General features: G+C 70.3%; 25 protein-coding genes and 1 pseudogene. 12 read left to right on the top strand and 14 right to left on the bottom strand.

Annotated features, from left to right (window positions below):
- The 4 genes and pseudogenes from ACFY0U_RS45105 to ACFY0U_RS45090 all read left to right on the top strand — a co-directional run.
- Positions 1-713, top strand: a pseudogene (locus ACFY0U_RS45105) (hypothetical protein); the annotation flags it as partial.
- Positions 714-736: 23 nt separating this feature from the next.
- A complete protein-coding gene (locus tag ACFY0U_RS45100) occupies positions 737-1,144 on the top strand; it encodes a hypothetical protein (protein WP_388646260.1) in 408 nt (135 codons plus the stop codon).
- A 15-nt stretch (positions 1,145-1,159) separates the two neighbouring features.
- Positions 1,160-1,798: a hypothetical protein gene (locus tag ACFY0U_RS45095; protein ID WP_388646257.1), complete on the top strand. Its 639-nt coding sequence runs from the start codon at positions 1,160-1,162 to the stop codon at positions 1,796-1,798.
- A 28-nt stretch (positions 1,799-1,826) separates the two neighbouring features.
- The gene (locus ACFY0U_RS45090; RefSeq protein ID WP_171147998.1) at positions 1,827-2,153 is read left to right on the top strand and encodes a hypothetical protein; all 327 of its coding nucleotides are present in this window, start codon (positions 1,827-1,829) and stop codon (positions 2,151-2,153) included.
- Positions 2,154-2,165: 12 nt separating this feature from the next.
- Here the strand turns inward: ACFY0U_RS45090 and ACFY0U_RS45085 are convergent, their stop codons facing one another.
- Positions 2,166-2,624, bottom strand: coding sequence for a hypothetical protein (locus tag ACFY0U_RS45085; protein WP_388646253.1), 459 nt, complete (start codon positions 2,622-2,624; stop codon positions 2,166-2,168).
- Positions 2,625-2,638: 14 nt separating this feature from the next.
- Complete coding sequence (locus tag ACFY0U_RS45080; protein ID WP_388646251.1) at positions 2,639-3,052, bottom strand: SsgA family sporulation/cell division regulator; 414 nt, start codon at positions 3,050-3,052, stop codon at positions 2,639-2,641.
- Between the two features lie 189 nt (positions 3,053-3,241).
- Between ACFY0U_RS45080 and ACFY0U_RS45075 the strand changes: the two genes are divergently transcribed.
- Complete coding sequence (locus ACFY0U_RS45075) at positions 3,242-4,909, top strand: sigma-70 family RNA polymerase sigma factor (RefSeq protein ID WP_388646248.1); 1,668 nt, start codon at positions 3,242-3,244, stop codon at positions 4,907-4,909.
- Between the two features lie 99 nt (positions 4,910-5,008).
- Here the strand turns inward: ACFY0U_RS45075 and ACFY0U_RS45070 are convergent, their stop codons facing one another.
- From ACFY0U_RS45070 to ACFY0U_RS45030, 9 genes are all read right to left on the bottom strand, one after another.
- Entirely contained in the window at positions 5,009-5,485 is a 477-nt protein-coding gene (locus ACFY0U_RS45070) for a TadE/TadG family type IV pilus assembly protein (protein WP_388646246.1), read from the bottom strand.
- The gene (locus ACFY0U_RS45065) at positions 5,482-5,901 is read right to left on the bottom strand and encodes a TadE/TadG family type IV pilus assembly protein (protein WP_388646243.1); all 420 of its coding nucleotides are present in this window, start codon (positions 5,899-5,901) and stop codon (positions 5,482-5,484) included. Before ACFY0U_RS45065 ends, ACFY0U_RS45070 begins: the two co-directional genes overlap by 4 nt.
- Positions 5,902-6,336: a TadE family protein gene (locus ACFY0U_RS45060; RefSeq protein ID WP_388646269.1), complete on the bottom strand. Its 435-nt coding sequence runs from the start codon at positions 6,334-6,336 to the stop codon at positions 5,902-5,904.
- Positions 6,337-6,377: 41 nt separating this feature from the next.
- The gene (locus ACFY0U_RS45055) at positions 6,378-6,629 is read right to left on the bottom strand and encodes a hypothetical protein (protein WP_046263660.1); all 252 of its coding nucleotides are present in this window, start codon (positions 6,627-6,629) and stop codon (positions 6,378-6,380) included.
- A gap of 42 nt (positions 6,630-6,671) precedes the next feature.
- A complete protein-coding gene (locus ACFY0U_RS45050; RefSeq protein ID WP_388646240.1) occupies positions 6,672-7,595 on the bottom strand; it encodes a type II secretion system F family protein in 924 nt (307 codons plus the stop codon).
- Positions 7,592-8,557, bottom strand: a complete 966-nt coding sequence (locus ACFY0U_RS45045) for a type II secretion system F family protein (RefSeq protein ID WP_388646266.1) — start codon at positions 8,555-8,557, stop codon at positions 7,592-7,594. Before ACFY0U_RS45045 ends, ACFY0U_RS45050 begins: the two co-directional genes overlap by 4 nt.
- A 65-nt stretch (positions 8,558-8,622) precedes the next feature.
- Positions 8,623-9,930 (bottom strand): CpaF family protein, encoded by a 1,308-nt coding sequence (locus ACFY0U_RS45040; RefSeq protein WP_388646237.1) that lies wholly within the window; start codon positions 9,928-9,930, stop codon positions 8,623-8,625.
- A complete protein-coding gene (locus tag ACFY0U_RS45035) occupies positions 9,927-10,784 on the bottom strand; it encodes a hypothetical protein (protein ID WP_388646235.1) in 858 nt (285 codons plus the stop codon). The genes ACFY0U_RS45040 and ACFY0U_RS45035 overlap by 4 nt, the downstream gene beginning before the upstream one ends.
- Before the next feature lie 17 nt (positions 10,785-10,801).
- The gene (locus tag ACFY0U_RS45030; protein WP_388646233.1) at positions 10,802-11,521 is read right to left on the bottom strand and encodes a hypothetical protein; all 720 of its coding nucleotides are present in this window, start codon (positions 11,519-11,521) and stop codon (positions 10,802-10,804) included.
- Between the two features lie 419 nt (positions 11,522-11,940).
- On the opposite strand from ACFY0U_RS45030, the gene ACFY0U_RS45025 reads away from it, so the two are divergent.
- The 5 genes from ACFY0U_RS45025 (at position 11,941) to ACFY0U_RS45005 (ending at position 17,133) form a co-directional block, all read left to right on the top strand.
- Positions 11,941-12,795 carry a hypothetical protein gene (locus ACFY0U_RS45025; protein WP_388646231.1) on the top strand — a complete coding sequence of 285 codons (855 nt, stop codon included), beginning with the start codon at positions 11,941-11,943 and terminating at the stop codon, positions 12,793-12,795.
- A gap of 39 nt (positions 12,796-12,834) precedes the next feature.
- A complete protein-coding gene (locus tag ACFY0U_RS45020; RefSeq protein WP_388646228.1) occupies positions 12,835-13,563 on the top strand; it encodes a hypothetical protein in 729 nt (242 codons plus the stop codon).
- Between the two features lie 221 nt (positions 13,564-13,784).
- Positions 13,785-14,012 (top strand): hypothetical protein, encoded by a 228-nt coding sequence (locus ACFY0U_RS45015; protein WP_388646226.1) that lies wholly within the window; start codon positions 13,785-13,787, stop codon positions 14,010-14,012.
- 269 nt (positions 14,013-14,281) lie between these two features.
- Positions 14,282-14,971 (top strand): hypothetical protein, encoded by a 690-nt coding sequence (locus ACFY0U_RS45010; RefSeq protein WP_388646224.1) that lies wholly within the window; start codon positions 14,282-14,284, stop codon positions 14,969-14,971.
- A 59-nt stretch (positions 14,972-15,030) separates the two neighbouring features.
- Positions 15,031-17,133, top strand: coding sequence for a hypothetical protein (locus tag ACFY0U_RS45005; protein WP_388646221.1), 2,103 nt, complete (start codon positions 15,031-15,033; stop codon positions 17,131-17,133).
- A 12-nt stretch (positions 17,134-17,145) separates the two neighbouring features.
- On the opposite strand, the gene ACFY0U_RS45000 is transcribed toward ACFY0U_RS45005, so the two are convergent.
- On the bottom strand, positions 17,146-17,607 hold the full coding sequence (locus ACFY0U_RS45000) for a hypothetical protein (protein ID WP_388646219.1): 462 nt from the start codon (positions 17,605-17,607) through the stop codon (positions 17,146-17,148).
- 54 nt (positions 17,608-17,661) lie between these two features.
- Positions 17,662-18,213, bottom strand: coding sequence for a hypothetical protein (locus tag ACFY0U_RS44995; protein ID WP_388646217.1), 552 nt, complete (start codon positions 18,211-18,213; stop codon positions 17,662-17,664).
- A gap of 340 nt (positions 18,214-18,553) precedes the next feature.
- On the opposite strand from ACFY0U_RS44995, the gene ACFY0U_RS44990 reads away from it, so the two are divergent.
- Positions 18,554-20,929 (top strand): lamin tail domain-containing protein, encoded by a 2,376-nt coding sequence (locus ACFY0U_RS44990; protein WP_388646263.1) that lies wholly within the window; start codon positions 18,554-18,556, stop codon positions 20,927-20,929.
- A gap of 131 nt (positions 20,930-21,060) precedes the next feature.
- A complete protein-coding gene (locus ACFY0U_RS44985) occupies positions 21,061-21,558 on the top strand; it encodes a hypothetical protein (RefSeq protein WP_388646214.1) in 498 nt (165 codons plus the stop codon).
- 17 nt (positions 21,559-21,575) lie between these two features.
- On the opposite strand, the gene ACFY0U_RS44980 is transcribed toward ACFY0U_RS44985, so the two are convergent.
- Complete coding sequence (locus tag ACFY0U_RS44980) at positions 21,576-21,830, bottom strand: hypothetical protein (protein ID WP_388646212.1); 255 nt, start codon at positions 21,828-21,830, stop codon at positions 21,576-21,578.
- Between the last annotated feature and the right edge of the window lie 174 nt (positions 21,831-22,004).

Below are 22,004 nucleotides of genomic sequence, written 5' to 3'. Positions count from 1 at the left end.
GCGACCTCGCCTGGGCACTCCTCGACTGCATACCCGCCACCAAAGGCCTCACCAGCATCGCCAAACTCGGCATGCTGTGGAAAGCCGGCGGACTCAAAGCGCTCGGCGGCGCCTTCGGGCATGGCATCACGAGTGGTCTGCTCAAGCACGCCCAGAATCTGCGCAGCGCGGCGACGATGGGGAAGTCGCGGATCTGGAAGGCGCTGCAGAGCGCGGACTCGAAAATCCCCGCCCCTCCGAAAAAGAAACCGGACGCCGAGCTCATCTCCGGTGACGCCGTCTATCACAGCGACCATTCAACGGCCGTCGGCTACGACGAGCGAACGCTCCTCAATTTCGACAAGGTCAAACCGGAAGCCGGATACCACGATGTCGTCGTTCACGGAACCAACGAAGGAATGGCCGTCCCCGGTCGCATCAACCACTACGGCACAGAATTTTCCTCCGACCTCAATCCATCGCATGTGGCCGACGCCGTGCGCAGCAATCCCGCCTACGACGGCGGGCCCGTTCGGCTCATTTCATGCCACTCGGGTACGATAGCCGAGGGAGTCGACGACATTCCGATAGCTCAGCAGGTCGCGAACAACCTGGGCACACCGGTCAAGGCTCCGACAGATACCGTGGGTACGAACCGGTACATCGACGGCCTACAGGTTCCAGAAATCGCGAACGACGGCTATTGGCGCACATTCCTCCCCCTCACCGACTGACGCGTCACCCTTGGAGCAGAAAAATGGTTCTCCGCCTAGCGATCCACCGGGATTTTCTCCCACTGCGCCTTCAGGAGGAATCGGTCGCCGAGCTTGCCCAGTCAGTTTCCGACAAGGCGCTCCCGGACAGTGCGGAAATTTCAGCATATCTGAAATCCGGCCCCGAATTGTTCTCTGCCATGGGGGCCCGGCGCGATATCCTCACCGGCGCAGAACTGATCCTCGGCGCTGATTCCATCCGCACAGACGGGGACTGGCTGTGGCGGGAAGATCTCCACTACTATTTCAGCCGATACCACGTCCGCCTTCCGGAAGAATTCATCGCTCTCATTCGGGAACGCCGGTATGAGGTTCCTCAGCTTTCGGCGGAACAGCTGAGGGAGCTGTCGGAAGAACGCCGCGCAATCCTCTCCGGGTCCAAGCCCGCATAGCCATCAGGAATCCAGATGACATCAAAGGTGACGTCGCCCCGACAGCCCGCCGCCGGAATCTCCCTGTCGGTCCCTGAATCGTGGTGGGAGTTCGACATCCGCCCCGAAGGCCGCGAGGCCACGATCCGCGCCCTCGTCGACGAGCGGGTCCGGACCACCCCTGAACTGGAGCCGTACCGCGCCGACTTGACCGCCATGCTGCGCAAGATGGCCAAGGACGCCCAGGAGTCCGGAGCGATCTATCTGGGGTGCATGGCGGAGAACTTCGAGGGCATTCCGCTCACCGCGACCCTGACGGTCTCCGTGGTCGGGGCGAAGAACCAGCAGGGAGTCGCGCTGTCCACGGACCCCCGTGTCATCGCCGAGAGCCTCTCCACCATCACGCCCCGCCGCGAGGGCGACGCCTGGCGCAAGGTCACGACCGTCGACATTCCCGAAGTCGGTACGGCGGCGCGGACGTTCGGCGTCGAGGACGTACCCGTCGAGCGGGGCGACAGCCGTACGCTGCGGATGGTGATGACCCAGACGTACATCCCCGTCCCCGGCACCACCGACCAGGTCGTCCTGGTCTCCGGGGCAAGTCCCGTGCTGGACCTGGCCGAGGCCTTCCACGACATCTTCGACGCGGTGACGGGTACGTTCCGCTTCGTCTGACCCACCATCTGTCCGGGGGATCTGAATCATGGGCAAGGGCAAGGACCTCTCGCTCCCGCTCGCCGAGCTGGAGGGCTACGGCAGCCGGCTGCGCTCGATCAACACGCGCCTGAACCACACCAAGAAGCTGTTCTCCCAGTACAAGGAGGACATCGGCGACGGCAGCGTCAATGACGCCCTCGAGGACTTCGAGTCCAACTGGGAGGACGGCCGCGAGGACATCACCCAGCAGCTCGGAGCGCTGGCCGAGATGTCCGACGCCGTCGTCCGCGAGTTCAAGAAGCTGGAGGACGAACTGGCCAAGGGGCTCGAGGGCAAGGTGCAGACCGAGGAGAAGGGCTCCAAGGGCGGCTGAGGCGAGGGGGGTTCAGGAGCGGCGTCCGCGCAGCGCCTTCCAGACGTCCTCGGCCGCGTACACGACGCTCAGCCTCCAGTGGTCCAGCTTGTCCACCACCCTGAGCCGCAGCCGCATTCGCTTGAGCCACGGCGGCAGGTCCTCGTACGGCACGAACGTCAGCGTGTCCCTGATGGCGTCCTCGGCGGTGCCACGCAGCCCCTCCGCGCGCAGCACGGCGTACAACTCCGGCGTCAGCGCCCCGTTGAGCCGCGCCGCCACAGCCACCGCCGTGAACGCGAACCCTCGCTGAGCGCGATCCGCCAACCGCGTCCCCCTCACGATCCGGGGCGACGCCTCCTCCAGCGAGCAGTTGAAGGCCAGCGCGATCACCGCCGTACCGAGCGGCCACTCGCCGCGCTCGAACGCGGCGTCCACCTCGGCGGGGTCGTCGATGCCCGACACTCCGTCGCCGGTCTTCCAGTCGACCATCCCGCGAACCTAGCTCACACCCCGCCCAGCAAGGACGCCAACCCACGCTCCAGGGCCGGTTCCAGGGGCTCGACGCCCGGCTCCATGACGGAGTACGAGCGGAGCAGGAAGCGGTGCAGGGCCGTCGTGTCGAAGATGACCACGGCGACGCCCTCCGGTGCGCGGAACTCCACGGTGGTGCGGGACGGGCCGGAGGGGTGGACGTGGACGTTGCCGACGCCGGCCGGGCAGCCGAGGCCCTCTTCGAGCAGGCCGCGGGCGAAGGTCCAGGTGACCTCGTCGCCGTCGAGGGAGATCCAGGGCGGGAAGACGAAGTGGACGGCCAGCGGGTCGTCCGAGGTGTAGCGGAGGGTCACGGGGACCGCCAGCTCGTCGTCGTCCTCGGTGAGCAGACGCGCGCCGGTGGGCTGTTCCAGGGCGAAGTACATGAACGGGCTCCGATGTGGGGCTGGTTGGGCCGATACGTGTGTACGAGCGGCTGGAGCGGCTTCTGATTACGCCGTTTCGCAAGTGACGTGCGTCACTTTCTGTGATTGCTGAAACTTCAATTGAAACTTTTGTCATCTAGGCTTACAAAATCTTCTCCGCCCTAGAGCAGGCCCCTGGAGCGTTTCGCCATGTCCGACGTTTCCACCGCCGTTTCCACCGCCGACTACGCCCGGATCTACGAGGAGCAGCAGCCGCGTCTCGTCGCGTACGCCCGCTCCCTGACCCGGAACGCCCACACCGCCGAGGACCTCGTCGCCGAGGCGCACTTCCGGGTGTGGCGGCGGCTGGCCGCGGGGCACGGGATCGACAACGTGCCGGCGTATCTGATGACGACCGTGCGGCGTCTGGCGAGCGCCGCGGGGAGTGCCGTACGGGAGACTCCGCAGGATCCACAGGCCGGCGAGCAGGCCGAGGCCGGGCGGCACGGGGACGATCCGGCCGAGCACGTGTCCTCCGTCGACATGGTGGTGCGGGTGCTGGGGCAGTTGCCCGAACGGTGGGTCAAGGCGCTGTGGTTGGCCGAGGCGGAGGGTCAGCCGCTCGCGGCGATCGGGCCGCAGCTCGGGACCAAGGAGGGTGCCACCGCCGTACTCCTGCATCGGGCGCGGGAGGGCATGCGGCAGGCGTTCCTGCGGGCGCAGACCGGTGCGCCCGACGATCCCGCGTGCCAGGTGCACTGGGCTCGGATGCCTGCCTATGTACGGGGTTCCGCCACCGCCCGGCAGTCCGAGCGGCTGCTCGGGCATGTGGACGCTTGCGACGACTGCCGGGCGCGGCTGGCGGCGCTGATGAGCGCCAACAACCGGCTGCCGGCGCTGGTCGGGCCCGCGCTGCTGGTGTTCGCGGTGGGCGGGACCGGCAAGTTCCTGCTCGGGTTCGCGGGTACCGCGACCGCGTTCGGCGGGGCCGCGGGCGGGTTGCTGGACGGGGTACGTCACTCCTCCGTCGGGGCGTCGAAGGCGGCGGCCGCCGCGGGGGCCGTGGTGGTGGGCGCCGCCGCGGTCTTCCTCGCCCTCGGACCGGTCGAGTCCGGTTCGGTTCCGGCCCAGCGGGCGCCGGTCGCCGAGGCGCCGGTGGCCCAGGTTCCGGTGGCCGAGGCGCCGGTGAACAGTGACGGGGCGGAGAGCGGTGGTACGACGGAACGGTCGACCGACGTCCAGCCCGGTACGCAGGTTCGCGCGGAGGGCGCCGGCGGGGGCGTGACGATCGCGGTCGCCGGTCCGCCGTCGCCCACGGAGACCGCGCCGCCGGAGGAGTCCGGTGGGACGACGCCGGGGAACACGGATCCGGCGCCACCGACGACCGGAGGCGCGGGCGAGACGCCGGAAGACCCCGGTGACCCGACGCCGGGAGACACGGACCCGGCCCCACCGACGACCGGAGGTGCGGGCGAGACCCCGGAGGAGCCGGCACCCCCTGTCGAAGACACCCCCAAGACACCGGCGCCTCCCGCCGAGGAACCTCCGAAGACACCGGCACCGCCCGCCGAGGACCCTGGTCAGGAGCCCCCCGAGGCACCGGAGCCGCCCGCCCAGGGCACCCCCGAGCCCGAGGCCCCGAGCACCCCCGCCCCCGACCCCGCACCGGACCCGGAACCCTCGACTCCCGTGGATCCCGCGCCTGTCGAGGACCCGGCCCCCACCCCGGCCGAGCCGGACCCGGCACCGGTCGCCCCGCCGGCACAGGACCCGGCACCGACCACCCCCAGCCCCACGGACCCGCCCACCACGACCGACCCGGGCCCCGCTCCCGTATCCCCCGGGGACGACTGCGCGGACCCCACGCCGAGCAGCTAGACCGACGACCGCCTGGACCAGCCCGACCCGATCGCGCCGCACGGCAGAGCCCGCTCCGCTGTGCGGCGCGCATACGGTTCACCGGCTACGACGACGGCCTCAGCCGACCTGGTTCTCCGCCACCGCCTGCCCATGGACGACCACGTCGCCGTTGTAGAACATGCCGACGAACACCGGCGAGTACGTCAACTGGACCTCGACCTGGACCTGGTCGACGTCCGCCGCCACGCAGTGGGTGCCCGCGATGTCCGCGCCGGACATGCCCATCTCGCGGGCGAAAGCCTTCACGCGGGCGTCGCAGTTCTCGTAGTTGATCGGTGCCTCGCCGCCCTCGTTCTCGTAGAGGGCGTCGGTGTCGATGTCCTGGGCGGCGTAACGGGCCGCCTGTTCGGCGATGTCCGCCGCGCGTTCCCGCTTGGAGATGGACAGGCCGCCGTCGATGACGAAGGCGGAGAGGGAGATGAAGACGAGGGCGAAGATGATGACCGCGCCGGCGCCGGAGCCACGGTCGTCGAGGTGGGCGCGGCGGGACCTCAGCCACGCGCGGACACCGGCAGGAACGCTCAACGTCCTCATCCCGCCTTCCTCTTGAACGGGTCGAGCGGGGCCGTGAAGGATCCCGACATCGTGGTCTTGATGTCCAGTCCGACGATGGCCAGCCCCTTCACCCGACAGCTGACCTCGACCGTGAAGAGCTCGGCGTCCGCGAAGCCCGCGCTGGTCTTGTCCACCGTCACCGGGCCCACGCAGACGTCCGTCAGATCGGCTTCCGCCGCCTTCCGCGCCTCCGCCATGGCGTTGCCGACGTCCCACTGGAGCGATCCCGCACGGGCCGCGTCGCGGGCGGCGCCGTCGATCGCGCCCCGCCCCTCGACCATCTGCCCGAAGGCGACCAGGACGAGGATGAAGAGGATCATCACCGGGGCGAGGATCACCACCTCGATGGCGGACAGACCCCGGTCGTCGTTCAGGCGACTCCTGAAAGAGGACATCTAGTTGCCGTCCTCCGTCACGAACCGCTCCACCGGCCCCACCGACTGCGCGTGCACGGTCAGATCCAGGCCGGGGAACACCGAAGGGACCCGTGCCGTGATCTCGACACCCACCGTGTTCTGCTCCGGCTGGAGCATCGCCACGTCCGGTGACAGCACCAGGCTCGGGCCCAGTTGGCTGATGTAGTCGTCCACCACGTCCCGCGCCTTGCCCCGCCACGCACCCGGCTCGTCGTGCGCCGTGGCCCGCGCCTTGCGGGCGCCCGCCTGCGCGGCCGCCTGGGCCACATGGTCGGCGAAGAAGTACAGCGCGAACTGCACGGTGGCGAAGATCATGAAGAACAGGACGGGGGTGAGCAGCACGAACTCGATCGCGGTCATGCCGGAGTCGCCGCGTGACGCGGCTTCCCGTCGACGGCGTACCCACGCCCGCATGCGCTGCACCAGACCCCCGTACCTTCTTCGATTCCGCTGCTTCAGCAGGTGCCGCTCTGGTTGGCGCCGTTGATGCAGTTCTCGACCTTCTCGGCGCCACCTTCCAGGGCACGGTTGATGATCGCGGCGACCACGCCGACGATCGCCACGACGACCGCGGAGATGATGACCCACTCGACGGCGGAGGCACCGCGGTCGAGTTCGCCGGAGCGGGCACGCTGTACGCGGCCCTGGAGGAAGGTGACGAGGAAGTCCACCGCCGGGATCCCCGTGCTGAAGTTCCGCTCGTTCATGGTCAGTTGTCCTTTCGGAGGCTTTCGAGGGTTGGGGCGGCGTCAGACTTGGAAGACCCGCATGGCGGCCGGGTAGATCAGGAACACCAGGAAGCCGGCGCACAGCAGCAGCTGGGCGACGAGCATCGACTGTGACTTCTCGCCCGCGCTGCCCTCGATCTCGGCCATCTCGCGGTGCCGCATGGTCTCGGCGCGGGAGGCGAGCGACTCGCGGACCTTCGCGCCGTCGTCCGCGACCAGGGCGAGGGAGGCGGAGAGGTCCTTCAGTTCCTCCACGCCCAGTTCCTCACCGAGCTGGCCCAGCGCCTGCCACTGGCTGATGCCGGTGATACGGGCGTCGGCGAGGGCGTTGTGGATGCGCTGGTTGGCCCAGCCGTCCGACACGTCGGCCGCCGCCATCAGCGCCTCCGGCAGACCGCGGCCGCCCGCGAGGCTCATCGACACGAGGTCGAGATAGGCCCCGATCACACGCCGCAGGTCGCGCCGCTTGTCGGCGGCGTCCCGGCGTACCTCCAGGTCGGGGAGGAAGAAGAAGAGAGCCGCGAACAGCAGCGCCAGCCAGACCGGGATGATCGGGCTGGAGCCGAAGCCCAGCGTCCACACGATCGCGAACATGAGCGGGCCGAAGAACAGACCCGCCGTCGCCAGCAGCACCTTCGTCGCCAGGAACTTCTCCCAGCTGCGGTCCAGGACCGCGAGGTCCGCCCGCAGCGAGCGCTGCTCCCAGCCCTGCTGGAGATAGAACTCGGCGACGCGCTGGCCGACTTCGGCCCGCACCGAGCCGAGACGGCCCGAGTCGGAGGCGGTGCGCGCGGACTCGTACGCCGTCCCCCGGGCCCGCATCGCGTCGATCCGGGCGACCTGCGAGACCGCGCTCCGCTTGGTCGGCATGAGGGCGCGGACCAGGACGTAGATGCCGAGGCCGATGATCGCGCCGACGGCGACCGGCATGGTGACGTCACTCATCGGCGTACCCCCTCTTCCTGCGACGACTGCGACGGACCCGGCTGCCCCGGCTGCTGCGGGGACGGCGTGCGGGGACGGACGAACTGGACCGACGAGTCGTCCTTGATCAGGAAGCGTTCGGGCGTCTCGATCGTCGACAGCTTGCGCAGCCACCAGAAGCCGAGGGCGAACAGCCCGCAGACGATGGCGAGGACGACCTGACCGATCGCGGTGCCGTACGGCTCCACGAACTCCCGGTTGAACACGGACAGTCCGAGCACGAAGGCGACCGACACCGCGACGACGATCTGCACCGAGCGCCGGGTGGAGGCCCGTTGGGCCATCACACGCTGGCGCATGTCGACCTCTTCGCGCGCCGACTTGGCGAGCGCGCCCAGCACCTGGCGCAGACCGGGGCCGCGGAGGCGGGCGTTGAGGATGAGGGCCGCGACGATGATGTCGGCGGAGGCGTCGTCGATCTCGTCGGCGAGGTGCTGGAGCGCGTCGGGCAGCGGGGTGCGGGCGCGCAGCCGGTCGACGAGGGCGTCCAGGTGGGGGCGCAGCACGGGCGCCGCGGCGCGCGCGGACGCCGGGATGGCCTGCTCCAGGCCGACCGCGCCGGCGATGGTGTCGCGCAGCGACTCCGTCCAGCCGGCCAGCGCCTCCACGCGCTTCATCGCGGCGCGCTCCTCACCGGCACCGCCGAACAGCCGGTCCCAGAAGAAGACCAGCACACCGGCCGCGATACCGGCCACCGCCCACTGGGTGAGCAGCAGCACGACGATGCCGACGATGGCGGCGAGCGAACCGCGCTGCCCGGCGAACCGGATCAGCTCGCTCGCCCGCTCGGCGGCCTTCTGCTTCTCGTGGTCCGGCTTGGCCGGAAGCCCTCGTACGGCGATGGCGAACAGCGCGATACCGCCGCCGACGGCGACACCGGAGATGATCGAGAACAGGACCTCGGTGGAGAACAGCCCGCCCATGGAACCGAGCGAGTCGAGTGCGGCAAGAGTCTGGGTCTGAACCGTCATGGTCTGAGTCGTCATGGTCACCCCCACGCTCCGGTGGGCCGGTAGCCCTGTGCGATCAGGTCCTCCACGCACGCGATGGGCGCGTGCGGCACGATCCGGCCGTCGTGCGCCTCGGCGAACACCTCGCTGGACAGCACCCGGCCGTCGACGCCGTTCACCTCGCGGATGGAGGTGACCATGCGCTGGAGGCGGCCGCCCGTCTGGTAGTTGTTGCGCCGCTGGATGAAGACGACGAAGTTCACGGCGCCCGCGATCAGCATCTGGCTGGCCTCGATGGGCAGCCGCTCGGAGGCCTGCAACGCGTACGTGGAGATACGGTTGAAGACCTCGCTGGAGCTGTTGGCGTGGATCGTGGACAGCGAGCCGTCGTTGCCCTGCGACATCGCGTTGAGCATCGTCACGATCTCGTCGCCGAGGACCTCACCGACGATGACGCGCGAGGGGTTCATACGCAGCGAACGCCGGACGAGTTCCGCCATCGGGATCATGCCCTGGCCCTCGGAGTTGGGCAGGCGTTCCTCGAAGGCGACGACGTTGGGGTGGAGGTCGGGGAAGGTGTCGAGGCCGAGCTCCAGGGCGCGTTCGACGGTGATCAGGCGCTCGTGCGGCGGGATCTCGTTGGCGAGGGCCCTCAGCAGCGTGGTCTTACCGGCGTTGGTCGCGCCCGCGATCATGATGTTCTTGCGGGCCCGGACCGCGCAGGCCAGGAAGTGCGCGACCTCCGGGCTCAGCGTGCCGTTGCCGACGAGGTCGGAGATGAAGACCTTGCCCATGCGGGCACGGCGGATGGAGAGCGCCGGGCGCCGGGTGACGTCCATGACGGCCGACAGACGCGAACCGTCCGGGAGCCGGAGGTCGAGCTGCGGGTTGGCGGAGTCGAAAGGGCGGGAGGACAGACCCGAGTACGCGCCGAGCACCTGGATGAGCTCGATGAGCTCCTCGTCGGACTCGGCGACGGGGTCGCCCGTGACCTCGCGGCCGTCGGAGTAGCCGACGAAGACCTGGTCGTAGCCGTTGATGTCGATGTTCTCGACGTCCGGGTTGTCGAGGAGCGGCTGGAGGCGCCCGACGCCGAAGAGCGCGGCGTGCACCGCGGCGGCGTACTGCTCCTCGGTCTCCGCGTCGAGCGGGGTCCGCCCGGCGTTGATCTCGGTGCGGGCGTGGTCCTCCAGGATCTGGGCTATGACCGCGCGGGCGTAGTGCCGTTCGTCCTCCGGGGACATCGGCGTGACGCCGGACACCTGGTCCTGGCGCCGCTGCTCGGCGATACGGTCGCCGGCGTCCTGCCGGAACCGCTTGACCAGTTGATGGTCGACAGCGGTCATCGGCCGGCCTCCGCATGGCCGTTCATCCGGCCGTGCTGGGCCTGGGTGGGTACGGACCAGGCGGCGCCGTACTGCTGGTAGAGGTCCGCGGTGACCTTGCGGGCCGAGCGGATGAGCAGCGACTTGTCGAGCCGCCCGCGCTTGCGGCCGGCCAACTGGTCGGCGCCGGTGGGGTCGTCGGCGATGGTGCCGACGACGCGGGCGCCGGTCTGGGCGTGCACGAGCATGTCGTTGACCTGGCCCGCGATCTTCGCCGCGCTGTTGGTGTCGGCGATGAGCACGACCCCGATCATCGGCGTGCCCAGGCTCGCGGCGCCGCGCGCGCCGCCGTGCAGCTTGTTGCCGAGGGCGGCGGCACGGTCGCGCACGCGCGCGATGGCCTCCGGCTCGGTACGGCTGATCAGCAGCACGAGGGAGGCGTGCGGGAACAGGTCCACGGCGGGGGTGTCCCCGGCGATCCGGCCGCAGTCGGCGATGACGTCGGCGGCGGCGTGCGGGGACTCGGCGAGGGCGGCGAAGGAGTGCCCGAGGGTCGGCCACAGTCCGGCGAGACCGGCGGCCTGCTCGGCGTTGCCGAGTCCGACGAGGACTTCGAGTCCGCCGCTCAACGGCTGTACGTGGTCCCAGAGTTGATCGGGGACCAGACCGCGCCGGGCGGTGGCGGCGATGGACAGCATGCCGGTGTTCGGGTTGAGCGGCCCGCCGTGCGCGGCGGCACTGCGGTAGACGAGGTCGCCGCCCGCCGGGTCGGTCTCGGCGAGCAGCACCCGCCGCGGCCAGACCGCCGCGAGGGCGACGGCCGCGGTGGTGACGCCGGGGGAACCCTTGTCGGCGGCGAGAGCGATGAGCGCCATGGGTCGGGAGCCGCCTTCTAGTTGCTGCTGGGGACGAGGACGAGGACGACTTCGTTGTTGGCGGCGGCCTGGGCGAGGGCGGCGGCTTCGTCGTTGTCGACGGCGAGGGTGTACGACGAGTTGGTGCTGCCGACGAGTTCGTCGCTGCTCGCCTGGGGAACGTCGGCCACGACCGCCTTGCCGACGAGCAGGGAGTTGTCGCTGCCGGACGTCGAGGCGGAGCTGTTGCCGGTGCCGGAGCCGCCTTCGGTGACGCGGTAGGCGGCGACGGTGTCGCCCTCCCTGATGCCGGCCGGGAACTGGCCCGCCTTGAGGGAGAGGCCGACGAGGGTCTTGCCCTGGGCGGCGGTGACCTTGTCACCGAACATCTCCCCGACGGCGACGGCGCCCGCCGGAATGGTGTTGACGGCCTTGAGCTTCTTCAGGTCGTCCAGCAGTGACCACTTGACGTAGTGGATGCTGCTGTCCTCGGCGACCATGACGGACGTCACGTTGTTGTTGGTGACCGATCCACCCGCCGGGATCTCCTCCGTCACCTTCACGACCTCGATCCGGTCGCCGGCCTGGAGCACGAGCATCGTCGCCCCCAGCGCACCGACCAGGATCAGCAGGACCGCCAGCGCCGCCAGCGCCGGTTTGCGCTCGCGAGGCGGCGTGGGAAGCCGGTCGCCGACCGACGGCTGAGCAGGAGCGGCGGAACGACCCTGACCCGCCCCCGTACGCTCTTGGATCTTCACGCAACCGCTCCCCGTACACCCAAGAAATTGTCTGCCAAATTCTCTGCAAATTAGGACACTTCACCCGCCGCTGCCCGATCTGTCGCGATCTGCGCGGATAGCCATCGCTGGGGTGAGTGTCAAGCCATGGCACCGTATCAGCCGCACATAAGCCCCTCAAGGCGCGTCCGGAGTCATGCGCATCACCCTGCTCCTCGTTATTCATCTGCAACTTCAGGCGCGTGTCGCCCAGTTGTGCGGGAGCCGGGAAAGGGCCGCGGGCTGTGCGGGAGCGAATCGATGACCGGCCTCCCATCCTCCCCACGACGGCGCTTTCGTCACGGTCCGCCCATGAGGCCTGCACGATTCGCTCACGAGGGCGTGAAACCGGCGTGCCATGATCTTTGCTCGATTCACGGACACGGGGCGGGATGACGGCGATGGCGGGCACGAAGGCGGTTCTTCTTCCGATCGGAGGGGTGGCGCTGGCGTCGGACCCCCGGGTGGCGGAGGCGGTGCGCGCGATCGGGACGCGGACCGGTGTGGACTACACGGACGACCGGGCGGTGACGGCGTTGCTCGCGGAGCGGCGCCGGGCGGCTACGGCGGCGCAGCACGGGCCGCTGGCGTGGGCGGGCGGTATCGCGCTGCTGGCGTGTGTGGTGTGGCCGTTCGTGGCGGTGTCGGTGCCCTCGCTCGGCCCGAAGGCCGCACTGGCAGCAGGCCCCCTCCTGATCCTGGCCGTGGCGGCCCTCACCCGCGTCCGCTCGAACTGGAAGCGTGAGCTGCTGCACCCCGCCCTCGCCGGTTACCGCGAGGTCCTCGGCGTCGCCCGGGCGCACGGGATGCCGTCGGCCCATGTGCCGGCATGGCTGGAGGGGAAGGCGGAGGGCGGGAGCGGGAAGGGGGCGACGCCGATTCCGTCGTACCCGGAGGTCGCCGCCCCTCGGGCCGCCACCGCGGGCGCGGTTCCTCCGAAGCCGGCCACGGTCGTCGAGTACGAACGCCTCGCGTCCTCCGGCGGCTGGCACGACGAGACGGGCTGGCTGCTGCTCTTCGCGGCCGGCGGCGGTGCGGCCTGGGCCTGGTCGCAGACCGAGCCGATCGGATACGCCGCCCTCCTGCTGATCCCCGTGGCGATCGGCGTCTGGCTGGCGGGCAGCAACCACGGCAGCGAGGAGACGCGGCTGCGCGAGGAGGCGGAGGAATACGTCCGGACGATCACCGCGGCGCAGGCGGCGGGGGCGCAGGTGCCGGAACTGTCGCCCGTACTGAGGAAGTTGCTGCACGACTAGCAAGACAACGCGCCTTTCCCCCACGAAGGAGCCCCCACGATGAAGCACGCCGCGCTCACCCTCCCCCTTCTCTCCGTGCTGTCCCTCGCCACGCTGACGGCATGCGGCGGCGGGGACGGCAGCGACTCGGACGCGAGGACGACCGCCCAGCCGAAGGCGACGGCCTCGCAGGCGAAGCCCGCGGTGGACCCGGTGAAGGAGCTGACGAAGCTGTTCGTCACGAAGGCGGAGGTCCCCGACTACACCGTCGCCGAACCCGCCAAGGGCGACGCGATGGCCGAGACCCAGCAGGACATGCGCGTCGACAAGGCCGCCTGCGCGCCGCTGGCGTACGCGGCCAACTACCTGCCCCTCGGCGATCCGGAGGCCTCGGTCGTCCACGTCGCCAATGACGGGACCTTTGCCTACAACTACATCACCCTCGCCACCTACACCGAGGGCAAGGCCGAAGCCGCGATGAAGGGTCTCGCCGAGGCGGTCTCCTCCTGTACGACGGGCTACACCGCCAAGTCCGACAAGGCCAGCACCCCGTACGCCTCGGTGAAGAAGGAGACGCCCTTCCCGGACGCGGCCGCCGACGAGTCGATCGCCACCGCCTCCACCGTGGCCTACAAGGGCACCCAGACCATGCGCACCCAGACCTTCCGTTTCGGCGACACGATCGTCAACTACTTCTCGATCGACAGCAACGGCTTCATGAAGGGCCAGTCCAGCTCGGCCAAGGTCCCCGCGTCCCTGGTCAAGGCCCAGAACAGCAAGCTCCACTGACCCCGCTTCACCCCACCGGGTGATCCACCGGCGATGACCGACCCACGGTGGACGCGTCCCCCTACCGTCCACCACATGGTCAGCTCATCCCACGAGGCGATGCACCGCATCTTCCAGGAGGATCCGGCCGTCTTCGCCCGGACCTTCCGGCGCCTCGACCTCCCCTTCCCCACCGAACTCGGCCTCGGCAAGCCCTGGCCGCCAAGACCTGGAGGCATCTCATGGCCGTCGACCTGTCCTTCTTCCGCTCCGAGACGTCCCAGCGCCTGCGCGCCGAGAGCCGCGCCGAGGACGTCCTCCTGATCCTCACCACACGCGGCCTCGACATCCCGGAGCCCGTCGCCGAGCGGATCACCACCTGCACGGACCCGGACACCCTCCGCACCTGGCTCACCCGCGCCGTGACAGCCCACGCCGCCGAAGACCTGTTCACGGGAACCGGGGACTGATACCAGCGCGGGAGCACAACTACGCTGCACTTGTGATCGAGCACGGAGCCTTCCCGCCCGACCGCACCACTGACCACCCTGGCCGAGGCCCACGCCAGAACCCCCCGCCGCCCCGCGCACACGATCATCGCCGAAGCCAGAGCGGAGTTCCCGAGCTTCAGCGAGGACATCGACCGACTGTGCCGCTGACCGCGATCCCCGCCGCCCCTGGCACGTCTCCGACGGGGGCTCGTAGGGCTCCCCGGCGACTGACGACTTACGGAGTCCTGATGACCGCACCGTCCTCCCGCACCACCCAGCGCTGGCAACCCGCCCCCGGTGAACACGAACTCGCCCGCGCCCCCGTCTCCTTCGCCACCGGTGCCGTCGGCCGGGTCGCGGACCGACGCTGGTTCCGTGACGACGAACGGCGGGACATACAGGCGGAGTTGCCCGGCTGGCCGGCAGGACCGACGTACCGGCTCCGCTCAAGGGTGGGCATCGCGCTCGGCACCACGCTGAAGGTCGTGGGCGCGCTCGGCCTCATCGCCCTCGCCGCGGTGCTCGGCGGCACCGGCGTCGGCCCCAGCGCCTCCGAGCCCCTGGGCGAACCGGAGGACCCGGAGAACGAGACCCGGGACTTCCCCGTCCTGTGGGCCGCCCCCGGCACTCTCGCCCGCACCCTCCCCTGGCAGCTCGACCCCGCCCGCCGCCCGGACACCGACGTCACCCACGCCGTACTGACCGACCACCGCCTCCTCGTCCTGGGTGCCCTCGACGACCCGAGGGATCCGTGGGAAGAGGTGCTCTGGGAGGTCGAGTTGAGCGACATCGCCACCGTGGAGCGCAGGAAGTTCAGCACCGCGCGACGCGACTTCCGGATCGTCTTCACCGACGGCTCCTGGTGCCGGCTCACCTCCCGCGACGGCGAACGACTGCTCAGCCACCTCGCACCGCTGCGGGACACCGTTTCGCACTAGCGAAGCCCCCCAGTAGAGTGCCGCGCGTGACAACAGGCGGGGAACGGGGGCGCACGGCAATGAGGACGGCAGCGAAGACGAACGACGCGGTCAGAGCTCAACTCCTCACCCTCCCCACGCTCTTCACCCTCCTCGCCCTGCTCATCACGGCGTTCGCAACCGCCGCCCCCGCCGCGCAGGCCGCGCAGGCCGCCGGCTCCACTGCCCAGTCCGCCACCTCCACGGACACCCAGGCCGCCTACCTCGCCGCCCGACTCCGCACCGACCCCGTCTACATCACCGACCAACTCCCCCGCGAAATCCCGCAGTCCACCGCCCCCGCCTTCGCAAAGCTCGCCCAGCGCACCGGCGTACCGACCTACGTCCTCCTCCTCCCGGGCGAGGCGGCCACCACCACCGGCGCGGACCTCCTCGACGCGGTCCACGACCGCCTCGGCAAGGACGGCCTGTACGTACTGATCGACGAGTCGTCGGTCACGGACGCCAGGGCGTACGGGATAAAGGCCCCGGCGGAGGACGCGGTGACGGTCACGTTCTACGAACTCCCCTACGACGCGGGCCCGTTGCGCAGCTTCGAGCGCTTCGCCGACGCCATCGCGCAGGGCACCGAGAAGGCCGCCGCCCGCGCCGACGCGGCACGCGAGAAGTACGACGCGGGCGACGAACCGGCCGAGCTGTACATCGGCCCGTCCGACCGCGAGAACCAGTCGCTGCTCACGGGGATCGCGATCGCCGGCGTACCCCTGCTGATCCTGCTGCTGGTTCCTTATGTACGACGCTGGTGGCACCGCCGCCCCGGAGCAGCCCCCCGCAAGCAGGCGAAGGGCAAGTCGAAGAAGCCCTCCGGCACCTGGATCCTCGCCGCACTCGCCCTGGCCACCGCCGTGGCGATCGCCCTCACCGCTCCCCTCCTCTTCGACCAGACCCGGTCGAGCGCCTCACCCCCGCCCAGGGCGATCGACCTCAACGCCCGCCTCGACCGCGTCGCGGCGGGCCTGGCCGAGGACCCGGTGTACGCGGACCCGGAGAGCCCCCGGGTGCTGGACGACGGTCAGCTGAGGCAACTCCACACCCGTATCGAGAAGTTCGGCTCCTCCAAGGGTGGCGGCCCGGTCTTCGTCGCGCTCGTCCCGCAGACCTACGCGGACGAGTCCGAGGCCGACGAGGAGGCGTTCGCGGCGGCGGTCCGCGACAAGCTCGGCGGCAAGGACGGCGTCTACATCGTCGCCGACCCGCTGGACGGCTACATCAACGTCTTCAACTACGGCCTGCGACTCGACACTTACAGCCTCCTCTTCGACCTCCCCGAGTCCATCGCGTACGGGGACGCGAAGTCGGACGAGGCCGACGACCACCTCCTGGGCGAGCGCCTCGACGACCTGATGGACATCCTCGACAAGACCGACCGCACGGACGAGCCGACCACCCCCGGCGACCCGTACCCGGTCACGAACCCCATCACCGAGGACGACCTCCCCCCGCTCTACTACGGCGACTTCTGGTCCGGCCTGATCGTGGGCGCCCTCGCCGCGCTCCTGTTCTTCGGCCTCGCGGCGGCCACCCTGGGCATCGTCCGTAAGCTGCTGCTGCGCCGCAATCCGGAGCCGATCCCGACCGAGCTACTGCCCCAAGTTTCCCCGGCAGCACCGTCGTTGTCGTATCTGCGCGACACGGCGAAGACCGAACTCCGCGCCATGACCACCGCCTTCGGCACCGGTGAGACCGCGGATGCCCGGGCCCGCAACCGCTACGACGCGACGATGCTCCTCGCGAACGACGGCATCGACGACCTTCGCCCCGTACCCCTCGTCGCGATCATCGTCCTCGCCCGAGCCACCCGCGACGCCCTCGCCCACGGCTTCGCCACCCGCTGCTGCGGTGTGAACCCCCTGCACGGCGCGGCCAATTCCAGCCGCCACGTCCGCGTGTCGACCGAGGACAACCGCCGCAAGATGCTCCCCCTGTGCGACCGCTGCCTCAACGACACGGCCCCGAACGACTACCCCGCCCTGCTCCTGACACTGCCGGGCCCGGACGGGGACCTGGATTCAGACGGCGACTCGGACCGCACCCCGTACTACGAGGACGACCTCCTCGCCGCCGCCCCCGAAGGCTTCACCAAACTCGGCCGCAAGGTACGGGAGTCGACGCAGGTCCACTGACGCGGGGCGGCTTCACTCGCACCAGCGGCTGCCGTCCCGATCCGCGATGATCTCGACCTGAAGGGTCCCCGCGTCCGGCCCCCCGACCGTCAGATACCCCGTCGTATCGCCGACCGGTTTGCTGAAGCAGTCCCCGGCCACGGCCTGCCAGCCCTGCGCGGACGCCCGGTCCCGGTAGTGCCGGAGCGCGCTCTGCCGGGACCCGTCGTACGCGTAGGACCGACCGGCGACCACGAACCGATCGTCGTCGTCGCACTCCTGGTACGACTCCGCGCTCTTGCTCCCGTCCGGCGGCACCTCCAGCACGGACTCTCCCGCCAGCACCTCCCCGAGCCGCTCCTCCGCGGCCCCGCACCCGTACCCGAACAGCGAGTTCCCCGCCGCAGACCCCACCGCGACATACCCGGCCGTACCCAGCAGCCCGCCCGCGACCACCAGCGCGGCCAGCGTTTTCCCCACCCTGTGCATACGCATGACGGGGGACGTTAGCGCACGCCGGGCGCCTGAACGGCGGGTGTCCGACCGCCGCTACCGCTGCCGCGCCGCACGGCTCTTCCCCTTGCCCTGCTTCCGCAGCTTCCGTCGGCGCTCCCGCCACTCCGCATCCCCGGCCGCGACCAGGGCTCGGCGCCGGCGGTGACAGAGCCAGCCGAGAACGCCCGCAGTGGCGGCGTAGGCGAGGAAGGCGGTGCCGGTGCCGGGGACGTACTCGCACGTGGACGACCGGCAGTTCCGGCCGGGAAGCCCGCTGAACAGCAGCACGACCGGCCCGATCGCGGCCACCCAGCCCACGGCGCCCCCGACGGCACGCGCCCCGCGCAGCCACCGCGCCTCATCCGCCTTGCCGGCGGCCCCGACCCCGTACGCCGCCCCCGCCCCGACCCAGCCGAGCACGCTGACGACCCCGAGCCCCACACCACCGGTCCACGCCCCGCCGGGCAGCCCCACGAGCTGCGGAATCATCTCCCGCCCGAGCCACCGCGCACCGCCGAAGACCAGCAGCAGCACCGCCACCCCGACGGCCAGGAGGCCCAGAAAACCGGCGATCCCCCACCCGTCCCGCGCCCGCCCACCGCTCACTTCAACTCCCGTGCTCCACTCGCCCGCGAGTGCGTGCGACCGGCATGACCGTGCACCCCTCACCCACCTGTTCCCAGGATTTAACCTACGCCCTCTTGGCGCCCCCACGTCTACGCGCGTAACTTGAGCCGACTCCCCACGGTTCCCCCACGCTCCGCCACAAGTACCGCCGACCGAAGGCGCGTTGCCGCACCCGCCGTCCGACGTCCGATCCGAGGAGACCGCCAGCGTGTCCAGCCCCGATGGAAGACCCCACGAGGAAAGCAGCCCTCGCGAGGGACGCAGCCCCCACGCCGGAAGAAGCCCGCGCACCCGCCGCGCCGCCTACCCGCTGATAGCCGTGGGCGCGGCAGGAGCGCTCGCCCTGACCGCCCTCCCCGCCTGGACCGCCGTCGCCGCCCCGTCGGCCACCGCGGTGATCGCGGAGGTGTACGGCGGCGGGGGCAACTCGGGAGCCACCCTGACCCGGGACTTCGTCGAACTCGCCAACGCGGGCTCCGAGGTCTTCGACCTGTCGGCCTACAGCGTGCAGTACCTGCCGGGCACCGCCTCCGCGAGTTCGCAGTGGCAGGTCACCGCCCTGAGCGGTTCACTCGCCGCCGGTGGCCACTACCTCGTCGGCGAGGGCACCGGCAGCGGCGGTACGACGGCCCTGCCGACCCCCGACGCCTCCGGTTCCATCGCGATGAGCGCCACCACCGGCACCATCGCCCTCGTCTCCGGCACCACCGCGCTGACCTGCAAGACCGCCGCGGACTGCACGGCCGACAGCCGGGTCCTCGACATCGTGGGCTACGGCACCGCGGTCGTCCGCGAGGGCAGCGGCCCCGCGACCGGCGCCTCCAACACCGCCTCGGTCGCCCGCGCCGACTCCCTGGCCGACACGGACGACAACGCGACGGACCTCACCGCGGGCACGCCGACTCCGGTCAACTCCGCGGGCCAGACCCCGGATTCGGGCGGCGGCGAAGGCGGTGGCGGTACGACGGACCCGGGCACCGTCCGCGTCCACGACATCCAGGGCACCACGCGCCTCTCGCCGTACGCCGGCAAGGCGGTCACCCGCGTCCCCGGCATCGTGACCGGCGTCCGCACGAGCGGCTCGAAGGGCTACTGGATCCAGGACCCGGAGGCCGACTCCGACGCCCGTACCAGCGAAGGCCTGTTCGTCTACACGGGTTCGACCGCCCCCACGGTCGCGGTCGGCGACTCGGTCCTGGTCACCGGCCGGGTCACCGAGTACCACCCGAGCAGCACCAGCCAGTCGGTCACCGAGATCACGGGCCCGACGGCGACGGTCGTCTCGTCCGGCAACGCGCTCCCGGAGCCGGTGAAGCTGGACGACACGACCGTCCCGGACGCCTACATCCCCGACGCCGCGGGCGGCAGCATCGAGTCGCTGCCCCTCGAACCCACCGCCTACGCCCTGGACTTCTACGAGTCCCTCGAAGGCATGCGTACGACGTTCACGGACGCGCGCGTGGTCGGCGCGACGGACGCGTACGACGAGCTGTGGGTGACGGTGAAGCCCGACGAGCACCCGACGAAGCGCGGCGGCACGCTCTACGCCTCCTACGACGAGCCCAACTCGGGCCGGGTGAAGGTGGCGTCGCTGGACACGACGGGCCCCGTGGCGAACGTGGGCGACGAACTGTCCGGCGCGACGACCGGCCCGCTCGACTACTCGACGTACGGCGGCTACATCCTCCAGGCCACGCAGCTCGGCACGCTGGACTCCAAGGGGTTGAAGCAGGAGGTGACCCGCCGCCAGAAGGGCAACGAGCTGGCGGTGGCGACGTACAACGTGGAGAACCTGGACGCGTTGGACGCCCAGGAGAAGTTCGACCGTCTGGCGGCAGGCGTGGCGGTCAACCTCAACTCCCCCGACATCGTGGCCCTGGAGGAGATCCAGGACGACAACGGCGCGACCAACGACGCGACGCTGACGTCGGAAGAGACCCTGACCCGCTTCACCACCGCGATCCGCGCGGCCGGCGGCCCCCGCTACTCCTGGCGCTACATCGCCCCGGAGAACAACCAGGACGGCGGCGAACCCGGCGGCAACATCCGCCAGGTGTTCCTCTTCAACCCCAAGCGGGTCTCCTTCACGGACCGCGCGGGCGGCGACGCGACCACGGCGACGAGCGTGGTGAAGACCCGGAAGGGCGCGCAGCTCACGTACTCCCCCGGCCGTATCAACCCGACGAGCGACGCGTGGGACAGCAGCCGCAAGCCGCTGGTCGGCGAGTTCCTCTTCCACGGCGAGCCGGTTTTCGTCATCGCCAACCACTTCACCTCCAAGGGCGGCGACCAGCCCCTCCACGGCCGCTACCAGCAGCCCGCCCGCAGCTCGGAAACCCAGCGCGCGGCCCAGGCGGCGGAGGTGAACACCTTCGTCAAGTCCCTGCTGGCGGCCGACAAGGACGCCAAGGCGGTGGTCTTGGGCGACCTGAACGACTTCGAGTTCTCGCAGACGGTGACGACGCTGACGTCCGGGGGCGTCCTTCGTCCCCTGATCACCACCCTCCCGCCCGCCGAGCGCTACACCTACGTCTACGACGGCAACTCCCAGACCCTGGACCACACGCTGACGACCCCCGCGATCACCCACTTCGACTACGACGTGGTCCACATCAACGCGGAGTTCGCGGACCAGGCGAGCGATCATGATCCGCAGATCGTACGGATCGATGTGAGCCGGTGCCGGGGTCACTGACCGGCTGACGTGACCGACTGAGGGTTCGGGCCGCCGCCCCGTTCCTGGATGGGCTGATGTCCGTTCGGGGGCGGGGCGGTTGGCGTGACCGCGAGCCCCAGGAGAGGAAAGCTGTGCGAACCAACAGCAGAATGGCTGCGCTCCTCAAGACGGTGGAGCTCCACGCCCGCGAGGAAGACGCCCCGGACCAGTTCCGCGTCGTCGTCAAGGCGGGCTGGGTCACGGATGGCGACGCACATCTGCTGACGGCCTTGAAGTCCGGCTACTCCGGAGCCGGTCGCACGGAGTTCGCGGATGCCGTCCACTTCGAGGCGGCCGTGAACGGTCGCGGCATGATGGACCACGACCTCCCGACTTCCGGCCCCGAACGGCTCACAGCCCTACTGCGTCGCTCCCTCGGCTACGCCTGCACCGCTCTGCGGAGCGTGCCGCCGGGCAGGCCGTGGCCGACACTCGCGTACATCTCCCTGTCCGCGGGAGGACTGGACGACGACGTCCTCACCGCACACGTCACGTTCTGCTCCGACCGCCCGGATGTGCCGCCCTATGTGGCCGATGTGGAGTCGTACGAGCAAGAAGCGCTGATGGAGCTCTCCCAGGAGGACGCGGCAGCCCTGCTCCGGAAGTGATCCTGTCTCTCCAGCCATCAGGGCAGAACACCGGAGGGTACGTCCGCGTCCCTCGCCTTGTCCCCCACCACGAGTTGGTCGGCGTAACCGGCCTCGGTCCACACCAGCTTCTTGAATTGCTCCGGAGTCAGCAGCCCCTGCCACGGGGTGCCGCCCGGGCAGAACACCGAGGTGCAGCCGTAGCAGTAGTGAGCGGGCCGCCACAGCCGCTCCGCGCGCGGAATCCCGGCCTCGGCAGCGGCCTTCTCGCGCCGGTCGTCGCGAACGACCACGAAGGTCCCGAAGAAGCAGACGAGAGCGAGCAGCGCCCCACCGGCGGCCTCCGTTGGTGATCGCGCTCGACATGCGCCCCCTCCGGCACCAGCGACCTCATGCGCTACATTCACACGCGAGTTCTGATACATGCGTTGCAGGTGTTATGGGGGAAACACGTGTCACACAGGCCG

It is taken from the genome of Streptomyces sp. NPDC001536, assembly GCF_042894505.1.
In the GTDB taxonomy this organism is placed as follows: domain Bacteria; phylum Actinomycetota; class Actinomycetes; order Streptomycetales; family Streptomycetaceae; genus Streptomyces.
The sequence above is the reverse complement of the archived record's forward strand: the minus strand, read 5'-3'. Positions and strand labels throughout refer to the sequence as shown.